Raw genomic sequence first — 11833 nt, 5'->3', positions numbered from 1 at the left:
ACGGCGTCCGCCTCGGTCTCGTCCGTCACCACGACGGGCTTGCGCGCCCGGGTGGCGCGTTTGCGGACGGGGGCGGCTTCCTCCTCGGGGGACGCCTCCGGCGCCTTGGGTGGTGCTCCCTCGGGGGCACTCGCGGTGCGGCGCTTCCGCGGCGCCCTCGCCGGTGCGGCCTGCTCCTGGGATTCCGGCGCGGTAGCGGGTGCTTCCGTCACTGCCTGTTCGTTTCCCTGCTGCTCTGACTGATCCATGCGTGCTCGCTCCAAACCCCTGCGGCACCGTCCACATTCCAGCGCCCTCCAGGGCGGTATGTCGGCCGGCCGCGGGCCCTTCGCCCGGCGGCTGACCGGAAGTCGTTGTCATGCCGTCCGAGGTCACACCGTCATGGGGGTGCGGAATCACTCGGAGGCCAGTGGCGCTTTTCCAACTCAGCCGCCCGTGTGGACGGTGGGTCCCGCCAGCGGATTCCGCCTACGTCCGCCGATGGGGCGGAGTCGATAGGACGGAAGCATCGCTCACGGAACGGAAGCCTGTCACCGGACCGGCGTGGGAATGTGGTTCCCCCGCCAGCCATCGCCATTGTCTCACACCGGTCCCGGAAAGGGACCGATGGTGCGCGCTGCACTCGCGGACAGGAGCCGGTCCATCGTGCTCCGGGCGAGCGGTTCGGCGTTCCCGGACCGCTCATCGGCGTCCGCCGTCGTCGGATGCCGGCCGTGTCCGCCGTCGTCGCGTTCGCGGACGCCTCCCCCGCAGGGCTCGGGCGGTGGCGTCCTGCGGGAAGCGGCGATCCACCGCTTCCCCCAGGGATCAGTGCTTCGGGAACTGCCCTGTGACCGGCGATGCGTCGTCGGCGAGCGGCCTCGCGACCGGCACCTTCGTGCCCAGGACCTGCGCGACGACGTCGTGCGTGATCTGCTGGGCGGTGAGGCCGACCCGCTCGAGGACCTGGTTCCGGGAGCCGTGGTCGAGGAACTCGACGGGGAGTCCGACCTCGTTGAGCGCGGTGTCCACGCCCGCGGACCGCATCTCCTGGCGGATCCTCGATCCCACGCCACCCGCACGGACACCGTCCTCGATGACGATCACGATGCGGTGCTCGGCTGCGAGGTCGATCACCGAGCGGCGCACCGGCAGGAGCCAGCGGGGATCGATCACGGTGGAGCTGATGCCCTGCGCGCCGAGCCTGTTCGACACGTCGAGCGCGAGCTCGCTCATGGCCCCGACGCTGACGATCAGGACGTCGTTGGCGCGGGAACCGGCGGGCCGGCGGGACAGCACGTCGACGCCGTCGTGCAGGCGTTCGATCGCCTCCACCTCCGCGCCGACGGATCCCTTCGAGTAGCGGACCACGCTCGGGGCGTCCGAGATGGCGACGGCCTCGCGCAGTTCCTCGCGCAGCCGCGTGGCATCGCGGGGGGCGGCGAGGTGCAGGCCCGGGACGGCCTGGAGCAGGGCGAGATCCCACATCCCGTGATGGCTCGCGCCGTCGGGTCCCGTGACGCCCGAGCGGTCCAGGACGATCGTCACCCCGGCCCGATGCAGGGCCACGTCCATCAGGAGCTGGTCGAACGCGCGGTTCAGGAAGGTCGCGTAGAGGGCGATGACAGGGTGCAGGCCGCCGAAGGCCATCCCGGCCGCGCTGGCCACGGCGTGCTGCTCGGCGATGCCGACGTCGAACACGCGGTCCGGGTGCCGGGCGGCGAAGCGGTGCAGTCCGACGGGGATGAGCATGGCGCCGGTGATGCCGACGATGTCCGGCCGCTCGTCGGCGATGTCGGCGATCTCGTTCGCGAAGACCGAGGTCCAGGACTGCTGGCCCGCGGCGTCCACCGGTTCGCCCGTCTCGGGGTCGATGATGCCGACGGCGTGGAACTGGTCGGCCTCGTGGGCCCGGGCCGGGGCGTACCCGTGGCCCTTCTCCGTGATGGCATGCACGATCACGGGCCCCTCGTAGTTCTTCGCGAGGTGCAGTGCCTGTTCGACGGCGGCCTGGTCGTGGCCGTCCACGGGGCCGACGTACTTCATGCCGAGGTCCTCGAACAGGCCCTGGGGTGCCCACCAGTCCTTGATGCCCTTCTTCATGGCGTGGAGGCTCTTGTAGCTGAACGCGCCGACCGTGCCGCCGTTCTGCATGCGGGTCTTCACCCAGTCGAGGGTGCGCTCGTAGACGCGGTGGGTGCGCACGGAATCGAGGGTGGGACGCAGCGAGGCGAGATAGTCGGCCACACCGCCGATGGTGGGCGCGTAGGAACGGCCGTTGTCGTTGACGACGATCACGACCCTGCGCCGCTTGTCCGCGGCGATGTTGTTGATCGCCTCCCAGGCCATGCCGCCGGTGAGCGCACCATCGCCCACGAGGACGACGGCGTAGCGGTCGCCCTCGCCGTTGAGGACCCGGGCCCGGGAGATGCCGTCGGCCCAGGAGAGCGAGGACGAGGCATGGGAGCTCTCGACGACGTCGTGCACGGACTCCGCGCGCGACGGGTAACCGGACAGGCCGCCCTGCTGGCGCAGGGTGCTGAAATCCTGCCGCCCGGTCACGAGCTTGTGCACGTAGGACTGGTGGCCGGTGTCGAAGATGATGCTGTCCCGCGGTGAGTCGAAGACGCGGTGGATGCCGAGGGTCAGCTCGACGACCCCGAGGTTGGGCCCCAGGTGTCCTCCGGTCCGCGAGACGTTGCTGACCAAAAAGGTACGGATCTCCTCGGCGAGCGCTGACAGTTGCGCGTCGCTGAGCTTGCTCAGGTCCTGTGGGCCGTGGATCGTCTCCAAGAGTCCCATCGGCGCCTCCTCGGTTCGTTCGGCGTGGCGAGGGATCGCCCTCGATTGACCTTAACTCTAACGTCCGGGTGTCCGGCGGGGTGCCTCGATCGTCCGCCCGGCTCGCCCGAGCCCTCCGTCGTCAGGCCGGTGGCGGCAGGAGCCGCGCGAAGGATTCCATGTGGTGCGTGTGCGGGTAGAGGTCGAAGACGCGCAGGGAGTCGAGCGACCAGCCCGCGGCGAGGAAGTAGCCGAGGTCGCGGGCGAACGACGCCGGGTCGCAGGACACGTAGCCGACGACGCGCGGGCGGGCCTGCACGATCTGCCGGACCACCTTCCTGCCGGCCCCCGCCCGCGGCGGGTCGAGCAGGACGGCGTCGAGCGGCTCGCTCCAGCGGCCGAGCACGGCGTCCACCCGCCCCTGCACGATCGACACGTGGTCCTGGCCGTGCAGGTTGCGCCGCGCATCGCGGCTCGTCCCGGGCGCACCCTCGACCGACAGCACCGAACCCTCCGGCCCGACGGCGCGAGCGAGTGGCACGGTGAACAGACCCGCGCCCGCGTAGAGGTCGGCGATGCGTTCACCCGGCGCCGGCCGCAGCCCGTCGAGCACCGCGGACACGAGCGCCTCGGGAGCGCCCCGGTGGATCTGCCAGAAACCGGCTCCCGTGACCCGGTAGTCGATGCCGAGGACGCTCTCCTGCAGCCACGTCCTCCCCTTCAGCCGCTCGACCTGCCCCGACGCGGGATCGAGGACGCCCACGGAGGCGCCGTGGACGGACGAGGCCACCGAGGCGACGCGCCGCGGGGACGTGCCCGCCGCGGGGACGAGCAGCACGAGCGGCTCACCCCCGCCTGACGGGACGGCGACGTCCACCCTCTCGATGCCGCTGAGGTCCAGCGCCCACAGCCGCAGGTCGTTGACGGCCGCGACGGCCAGCGGCATCTCCCGGACGGGGACGACGCCGTGGGAACGGTGCAGGTGCATGGCGAGACGGCCGGCCGAATCCACGGCGAAAGCCGCGCGCGTGCGCCAGGCCAGGCCGTCGGGTGCCTCCCCCGGCGCTGCCTCGACCGTCACCGCCCGGTCGGTCTTCGCGAGGCGGGCCAGCTGCTCCTCGACGATGGCACCCTTGAGCCGGCGCTGCTCGTCGAGGGCGATATGGCCGAATTCGGCGCCACCGACGGCGGAGCGTCCCTTCGCGGCGGCCGTGAGGGCGTCCGCCAGGGGCCAGGGATGGGTCACGCGGTGCGGGGAGGGCTCGATCACCTCGACGACATCCGCCCGCCAGAAGCTCGCGGCCTCGTCGGTGTCGGTGAACCGCACGCGGACCACTTCCCCCGGCAGGGCGTGGCGGACGAAGACCACGCGGCCTTCGTGCCGGGCCACGAAGTGCCCGCCGTGGGCGGGCCGTTCGATGGTCAGCTCGGCCGTGCCGGCGGCGGAGCCTGCTGCCCGGTCCAGGTTCTCGGTGGGGTCGGCGGCTGGTACGGCGTCGGTCATGGTGTCTTCCTACTTCAGGTCCTGGTAGATCTGGGCCGCGTCGGAGGACGCGAGCTGCCACGGCACGCTGGCGACCATCACGCCGGGCACGAAGTGCAGCCGTGCCTTGATGCGGAGGGCGGTCTGGTTGTGGACCAGCTGCTCCCACCACTTTCCCACCACGTACTCGGGGATGTAGACCACGATCAGGTCGCGGGGCGAGTCCCGGCGCATCGTCCTGATGTACTCGAGGATCGGTGTGATGGTGTCCCGGTAGGGCGAGGCGAGGACGGTGATCGGCACCGGGATCTCGTACTTCGCCCAGTCGGCGAGGGTTCGGCGGGTCTGCTCGGGATCGACGTCGACCGTGATGGCATCCAGGCGCGACGGACGCGAGGCCCGGGCGAAGGCGAGGGCGCGCAGCACCGGCTTCCGGACGTGTGAGACGAGGATCACGGCGTGCACGCGTGAGGGCAGGGCCCGCAGGCGGACCGCGTCGTCGATCGCGAGTTCCTCGGCGACGGCGTCGTAGTGCTTCTTGATGCTGCGCATCACCGCGAACAGGATCGCCATGGCGAGCACCGCGATCCATGCGCCGTACTCGAACTTGGTGACGAGGATGACGGCGAGGACCGCGGCGGTGAGCCCGAAGCCGAGGGAGTTGATGGCACGGGACTTGTGGATCCTCCACCGCTCCTGCTTGCCCACCGTGCTGCGGAGGGTCCTGTTCCAGTGCCGGATGAGGCCCAGCTGGCCACCCGTGAACGAGACGAACACCCCCACGATGTACAGCTGCACCAGCGCCGTGACGTCGGCCCGGAACACGAGGATCAGGACGATGGCCCCCAGCCCGAGGGCGAGGATCCCGTTGCTGAACGTCAGCCTGTCCCCGCGGGTGCGCAGCTGGCGCGGCAGGTAGCCGTCCGTCGCGAGGATGGACGCGAGGACGGGGAATGCGTTGAAGGCGGCGTGGGCCGCGAGGAGCAGGATCAGGGCGGTCGCCGCCACGACCGCGTAGAAGGCGGGAGACCCGGCGTCGAAGACGGTCCTCGCCAGCTGGCTGACCACGGGCGCCTGGATGTAGTCGTCCGGGACGGGCGCGCCGTCGAGCAGCAGCTGGGCCTGCGGGTCCTGGACCACGTGCACGCGGGTGGCGTTCGCGAGGTAGAGGACGCCGGCGAGCATCGCCGAGGCGACGACGCCGAGGATCACGAGCGTCGTCGCCGCGTTGCGGCTGTGCGGGGCCTCGAAGCGCGGCACGTTGGCACCCGGCCCTTCGAGGCCCGTGAGGGCCGCAGCACCTGCGGAGAACGCCCGGAGGATCAGGAGCGCGCCGGCCAGCCCCACGAGGCCGGCGTCGAGGGCGGCGTCCGGGACGATCTCGAACCGCGCGCTGGGCGCCTGCGCGAGCGTCCCCGTGACCGCCTGGCCGATGCCGGTGGCACACAGCGCGAGGATCCCGGCGAGGAAGGCGTAGGTGATGACGGCGCGGGCGCGGATACCGCGCGTGATGCCGCGCAGGTTCAGCAGCACGAGCACCGCGACGCCGACGACGGCGAGGACCACGCGTCCACCCTCGAGGCCGGGCGCGAGGGAGACGACGTACTGTGCGGCGGCGGAGACCGACACGGCCACGGTGAGCAGGTAGTCGATCATCAGCGCGGACGCCACGGTGGTGCCGGCGCGGGGTCCGATGTTCCGCTTGGCGATCTCGTAGTCGCCGCCGCCCGAGGGATATGCGTGCACCGCCTGGCGGTAGGAGGCGACGACGACGAGCAGGACGGCGATGACGGCGAGGCCGACCCACGGCGAGACGGCCACGGACGCCACACCCGCGAGCGCGAGCGTCAGCAGGATCTCGTCCGGGGCGTAGGCCACCGAGGACAGCGCACTCGCCGAGAAGACGGGCATGGCGAGGCGCTTCGGCAGGCTCCTGTTCCTCAGCCTGTCGCTGGCGAAGGGCTTGCCCACCAGCACCCGCTTGACGGCCTCGAGAAAAGTCAGCACAGCCCACAGACTAGCGCGTCGGCGCCGGGACCAAGCCACTAGGCTTGAAGCTGGTACGGCAGGGAACGGCAGGATCTAGACCAAGAATCAGGGGTGCCCCCGGTGGCTCATTTTGTGATCATGGGATGCGGCAGGGTAGGCGTCAGCCTCGCCCATACGCTCGACGAATCCGGTCACTCGGTGGCGATCATCGACCAGGACGACCGCGCCTTCCGCCGCCTGCGGTCGTCCTTCGGCGGGCGCAAGGTCACGGGTGTCGGGTTCGACCGGGAGACCCTCAAGTACGCGGAGATCGAGGATGCCTACGCTTTCGCCGCCGTCTCGAGCGGCGACAACTCCAACATCCTCGCGACCCGGGTCGCCAGGGAGACGTTCCACGTGCCCCACGTCGTCGCCCGTATCTACGACCCGGGGCGCGCCGAGATCTACCAGCGGCTCGGGATCCCCACGGTCGCCGCGGTGCGCTGGAGCGCCGACCAGGTGCTGCGTCGCATCCTGCCGGAACAGACCATCAACGGCGATTTCCGGGAGACCTCCGGCCGGCTGATCCTCGCCGAGCTCGCGTTGAGCGATGCCTGGCTGGGCCGGTCCCTGCGCAGTATCGAGTCCGCGAGCGGAGTCCGGGTCGCGTACCTCACCCGATTCGGGGAGGGGATCCTGCCGACCGCCGAGACCAACTACCAGCAAGGGGATATCCTGCACGCCATGATGCAGACGACGGCGACGGACGAGATCGGTCGCATCCTCGCGGCCGCACCGCAGGAGGATCTCTCATGAGGGTCGTCATCGCCGGGGCCGGGAGTGTCGGCTCGTCCATCGCACGGGAACTGCTGGGCAACAAGCACGAGATCCTGCTCATCGACGAGAAGCCGGAGGTGATCGGCCGCAGCGGGCTCAAGGGAGCCAAGTGGCTGATCGGTGATGCGTGTGAACTGACGACGCTCAAGGATGCCCGCCTGGAGGAGGCCGATGTCGTGGTGTCCGCCACCGGTGACGACAAGGTCAACCTCGTGGTGTCGCTGCTCGCGAAGAGCGAATTCGGTGTGGGCCGCACCGTGGGGCGCGTGAACAACCCGAAGAACGACTGGATGTTCGACGACTCGTGGGGTGTGGACGTCGCCGTCAACACCCCGCGCCTCATGACGGCCCTCGTGGAGGAAGCCGTCGAGATCGGCGATCTCGTCCGCCTGCTGACGCTCCAGACCGGTGTGTCCTCGATCGTTGAGTTCACAGTCCCTCAGGACTCCCCGCTCGTCGGCGGGACGGTCGGCTCCATCGAGCTGCCGGCGGACTGCGCCGTGGTGGCCCTGCTGCGGGACGACTCCCCCATCACCCCGAGCCCCGACGACGTCGTCGAGGGCGGCGACGAGATGTTCTTCCTCGCGGCGATCGCGGCGGAGGACGAACTGCGCGTCGCGCTCTCGGCGCGGAGCGACGGGGCCGGGAGCTAGCTGCGCGGGCCCGCCGGGGGAAGATCTCCACGATCGCGTCGAGGTACGCGCACGTGCCGTGCGGGGTGGGACTCACCACCAGGGCGGCGGGAGCTGCCGCAGGTCGGGAAGAACGCCTGGTCCGCCCCGACTCGGCCCTGCCGGTGCGCGGGCGGCGTGTAGCCGTACCGATCGGGTTCCTGGTGCTCGGCGTCGATCGTCACGACTCCTGGTTGCTGCTGAGCAGGGCCGAGGGGGCCGGATCCTGCAGCGGGGTGGCCGGCAGGGCGCCGGCCACCACCGCGTCGGCGATGACGTCCCCGAGGCTGCCGGCCCTCGCGTAGGCGGTCCGCTGACGGGCGGCACCGGTCCCCCGCGCCAGGAGCTGGAACAGCAGGAACTCCACGGTGCCGAGTTCGCCCTGGTCCTCCAGGACCGGCTGGAGGTGGTCGAGCAGGGCCATGACCACCTCGAACGCGCCGCGCGGCTCGCCGGACAGCGGGTGCATCAGCCGGTCGTCGAGCCCGAACCTGCTGGCCTGCCAGCAGGCGAGCCGGAGCTGCACGGCGGGGGCCGGTACGGGTGCCACGCCGGCGCGCCACTGCCGCGCTGCCGTCTCCACGAGGCCCCGCACCAGGGCCGCGAGGAGAACGGCGTCGTCGGCCTGCAGGCAGACGTCGCCCACCCGGACCTCCACCGTGGGATGGCGGTGGCTCAGCCGGGCGTCGAAGTAGATCTGCCCCTCGTCGAGGGGGACCCCGGACCGGAGGATCTCCCGCACCTGGGCGCGATAGGCCTGGGCGGACCCGAAGATCTCGCAGGGACCGACGGTGGGCCAGCGGTTCCAGGCCTGGGAGCGGTAGCTCGCATAGCCGGTGTCCGTGGCGTTCCAGAAGGGGGAATTGGACGTGATGGCGGCCAGCACCGGGAGCCAGATCCGGATCCGGTCGAGGACGGCGACGCCCTCCTCGTCCGACACCACTTCCACGTGGACATGGCAACCACAGGTCAGCTGCTCCACCGCGGTGAGGCCGAACCGCTCCACCATCCGCTGGTAGCGCAGGCCAGGTGTCGTCGTGCTCGTCGCCGGAAGTGGTGATGTGGCGAGGGCGACGGCCCGGGCACCGACCGAGCGGGCCGTGGCGTCCGCTCGAATGCGCTGTGCGGTGATGTCACGGGACAGTTCGGCGAGGCCGATCCGCGGAGGGGTGCAGGTCTCGATCTGTTCCTGCTTCATCTCACTGCTGAGGCCGTCGGCTCCGCCGAGGCGCTCCAGCACGTCGCCCAGCGCGACGGGGTGTCCGTCGACGCCGTCGACGATCAGGAATTCCTCTTCGACACCTGTTCGACGCATCTTCGCGATCCTGTGGCACTGGATGGAGGGCCGGGCGCCGTTCGACCGACCCCCGGAGTGCCAGCATCGTAGGCCTGCCGAATCCGGCTCCGCAAGGAATGCTGCTGGGCCGATCGGGCTTGAAAAAGGGGATCCGCGACGGTCGCCGCGAGGACGACGACGAGGGGTGCCCGGCTACATGCCGGGGACGATGCCCGAGTCGGAGTCGGAGTCGGAGTCGGCCGGGCGCGGCCGGGAGACGACCCATGCCAGCCACAGCCCGAGGGCATACAGCGGCAGGCCCATGGCCACGCGCATGGAACCCAGCGCCGCCACGTTCTCCGTCAGGTAGAGCGGCACCTGCACCACGAGGCGCAGCGCCAGCACCGAGACGATGATCCAGGTGGCAAGGGAGTACGCGCGGACGCGGACGGGATCCTTCCGCCACTCGATGCCCTCGTTGCGGAGGAGACCGAACAGGAGTCCTGCGAACGGCCAGCGGAGGACCACCGACGCGGCCATCGCGAGGATGTAGGCACCGTTGATGAAGAACCCGGGGAGGAAGAAGTCCTCCGCGTTGCCCGTGCGCAGGGCGACGAAGGCGCAGAAGGCGACGCCCACGAGTCCGGCGAGGGCCTGCGTGACGGGCGTGCGCGAGACGAGCCGGATCCCGGTGAAGACGGCGGAGACCGCCAGCGCCGCGACGAGCGAGACCGGGAGGTCGGTGGTGATCGTGAAGAGGACGGTGAAGACCAGGCCCGGCGCGATGCTCTCGGCGAGTCCCTGCACGCCACCGATCGAGGACAGGACGTCGATCTGGCCGGAGTGGTTGCGCTTCACCCCGGACCTGGCTGCGTACTGCGTGGCCAGGTCGGCCGCCGTGGGCCCGGCCTGCTGCGGGTCGGGGCGGGAGGCCGGGCCCACGGCGCCGGAAGGCTCCGAGGACGCGCCGGGCTCGTTCGTGGGGTGGCTCATTCAGGACTCCTCGGGGCGGCCGATGATCTCGTAGCGGGGGTTGTACACGGTGGGCAGGCCGTCGACCCGGCTCAGCATGCCCTCGAAGCGCAACGCTACCCCTGCCTCCATGCCGGGGATGCGGCGCTGGCCCATCCAGACGATGCGCACGTCCTCCCGGGCGCCGTTCCAGTCGATCCGCGCCAGGACGGTGAACGACGGCGATGCGGTCACCGGCGCGATGGTGATCCGGTCGATCACGCCCCGTGCCTTGATCCTGCCGCGTTCCGGCAGCGCTGCGGGCACACCGGACGTACCCGCGGGCCCGCCCGCCGGCATGGACGAACCGGCCGGGCCTGGTGAGTACTGCCGGGAGGGCACGTCGGCTAGCGGGTCTCGGTGATCTCGGGCCCGCGCTCCAGCGGGTTCAGGTCCGGGCGGGCGGCAGCCGGAGCAGCCGGCGGGCCGGCTGCGGCGTCCTTCGGCAGCCGGAGCTGCAACAGCTCCCGGGGCGGCAGGGGGTGGTCGCCACGGACCACGACGACGCTGCGGAACAGCTTCTCGATGGGCGCCGCGGCGCTCGGGTTCAGGGCCGCGGGGCCGCCGAAGACACCGCGGAGGAACCAGCGGGGTCCGTTGATCCCCACGAAGCGGGCGACGCGGACGCCGGCCTGCCCGTCGGGCGTCTGTGCCGGCAGCTTGGCGAGCAGCTCCGTGCCGAGGCGTCCCGGGCGCTCCTCGACGGTTCCGCCCTGGGAGCCGACGGAGGTCCCGATCTGCTCCCTGATCTCGTCCCAGAGCCCCTCCGTCTTGGGCGCGGCGAAGGCCTGGAGCTGCAGGGTGGATCCGGCCAGGTCCAGCGTCACCGCGATGACCCGCTTGCTCCGCTCCTCCACCTCGAGGCGCAGCTGGAGTCCTTCGGCGGCATTGATGCGGAGTGCACCGAGGTCGATGTAGCCGTGGTCGGTGTCCTGCTCGGAGGCGTCGAACGGACCCTGGGCGGCGCGGTCGTAGTCGGCACTCGCCACGTGGCCGGCGGGTGCGGCCGGTTCGAGGGGGGCTCCGGCCTCGTCCGGGGCTGCTGCCGGTGTGTCCGCCGGTACCGGCGCGTCGTCGACGGCGTCCGCCGCCGGCTCCTGCGTCAGCGGCGCGTCGGCGGCGTCGTCCTGCTTCTTCTTCCTGAGGCGCCCAAAAGCCATGTCCGGGGTCCTTTCCTGATGAGGTTCTCGTGGGGGTGCGATGTTCCGTGCGACGCGGCGGACGCCTGCGGGAGGCGTCAGCCGCCTGCCGCGGAGCGGAGGTCCGCGGGTGTCGCGTCGAGGGCACCGAAGCCGCCGGTGGACCCGAAACCGCCCGTGCCCCGCACGCTGTCGGGCAACTCGTCGACCACGGCGAAGACCGCGTGCTCGACCCGCTGGATGACCAGCTGCGCGATCCGGTCACCGCGGGAAAGCCGCACCGCCTCGGACCGGTCCGTGTTGAGCAGGCAGACCTTGATCTCCCCGCGGTAGCCCGCGTCGATGGTGCCCGGCGCGTTGACGATGGTCAGGCCGTGGCGCGCAGCGAGTCCGGACCGCGGATGGACGAGCCCGGCGTACCCGCGGGGAAGCGCCAGGGCCACTCCCGTGGGGACGAGCGCCCGCGCACCGGGCTCGAGGACGACGTCCACGGCGGTGCGCAGGTCCGCGCCCGCATCGCCGTCGGTGGCGTAGGCGGGCGGCTCGAGGCCGTCGTCGAGCATCAAGATCTGGACCCGGAGGTCCTGCTGTGTACCCATTGACCGCATCTCCCACGCAAGCTATCCGGTTACCAGCGTCCCACTTTAGCGCCTTTGCCGGGGCCCTACCCGACAGGCCCGGGCCACAC

General features: G+C 71.2%; 10 protein-coding genes and 1 pseudogene. 2 read left to right on the top strand and 9 right to left on the bottom strand.

The genetic code is table 11. From position 1 onward, the window contains the following. From CVO76_RS04980 to CVO76_RS04965, 4 genes and pseudogenes are all read right to left on the bottom strand, one after another. Window positions 1–212, bottom strand: a pseudogene (locus CVO76_RS04980) (hypothetical protein); the annotation flags it as partial. Window positions 213–807: 595 nt separating this feature from the next. Beyond that, entirely contained in the window at window positions 808–2781 is a 1974-nt protein-coding gene (gene dxs, locus CVO76_RS04975) for a 1-deoxy-D-xylulose-5-phosphate synthase (RefSeq protein WP_133081716.1), read from the bottom strand. Window positions 2782–2902: 121 nt separating this feature from the next. Next, a complete protein-coding gene (locus CVO76_RS04970) occupies window positions 2903–4264 on the bottom strand; it encodes a class I SAM-dependent RNA methyltransferase (RefSeq protein ID WP_208740981.1) in 1362 nt (453 codons plus the stop codon). 9 nt (window positions 4265–4273) lie between these two features. Next, window positions 4274–6250 (bottom strand): APC family permease, encoded by a 1977-nt coding sequence (locus CVO76_RS04965; protein WP_244186213.1) that lies wholly within the window; start codon window positions 6248–6250, stop codon window positions 4274–4276. A gap of 102 nt (window positions 6251–6352) precedes the next feature. On the opposite strand from CVO76_RS04965, the gene CVO76_RS04960 reads away from it, so the two are divergent. Further along, window positions 6353–7027: a potassium channel family protein gene (locus CVO76_RS04960; RefSeq protein ID WP_133081714.1), complete on the top strand. Its 675-nt coding sequence runs from the start codon at window positions 6353–6355 to the stop codon at window positions 7025–7027. Continuing rightward, a complete protein-coding gene (locus CVO76_RS04955) occupies window positions 7024–7701 on the top strand; it encodes a potassium channel family protein (protein WP_133081713.1) in 678 nt (225 codons plus the stop codon). The genes CVO76_RS04960 and CVO76_RS04955 overlap by 4 nt, the downstream gene beginning before the upstream one ends. 199 nt (window positions 7702–7900) lie before the next feature. Here CVO76_RS04955 and CVO76_RS04950 read toward each other — a convergent pair whose 3' ends face one another. From CVO76_RS04950 to dut, 5 genes are all read right to left on the bottom strand, one after another. Further along, window positions 7901–9034: a glutamate--cysteine ligase gene (locus CVO76_RS04950; protein ID WP_133081712.1), complete on the bottom strand. Its 1134-nt coding sequence runs from the start codon at window positions 9032–9034 to the stop codon at window positions 7901–7903. Between the two features lie 174 nt (window positions 9035–9208). After that, a complete protein-coding gene (locus CVO76_RS04945; RefSeq protein WP_208740979.1) occupies window positions 9209–9988 on the bottom strand; it encodes a DUF3159 domain-containing protein in 780 nt (259 codons plus the stop codon). Then, window positions 9989–10228, bottom strand: a complete 240-nt coding sequence (locus CVO76_RS04940) for a hypothetical protein (RefSeq protein ID WP_244186211.1) — start codon at window positions 10226–10228, stop codon at window positions 9989–9991. It abuts the gene before it with no gap. A 125-nt stretch (window positions 10229–10353) separates the two neighbouring features. Further along, the gene (locus CVO76_RS04935; RefSeq protein WP_208740975.1) at window positions 10354–11166 is read right to left on the bottom strand and encodes a DUF3710 domain-containing protein; all 813 of its coding nucleotides are present in this window, start codon (window positions 11164–11166) and stop codon (window positions 10354–10356) included. 77 nt (window positions 11167–11243) lie between these two features. Continuing rightward, the gene (gene dut, locus CVO76_RS04930) at window positions 11244–11753 is read right to left on the bottom strand and encodes a dUTP diphosphatase (protein WP_133081708.1); all 510 of its coding nucleotides are present in this window, start codon (window positions 11751–11753) and stop codon (window positions 11244–11246) included. Window positions 11754–11833 lie beyond the last annotated feature (80 nt).

The organism is Arthrobacter agilis, assembly GCF_002953615.1.
Taxonomy (GTDB): Bacteria; Actinomycetota; Actinomycetes; order Actinomycetales; family Micrococcaceae; genus Arthrobacter_D; species Arthrobacter_D agilis_B.
Note: the sequence above shows the minus strand (reverse complement) of the source record. Positions and strands in the feature narration are given on the sequence as shown.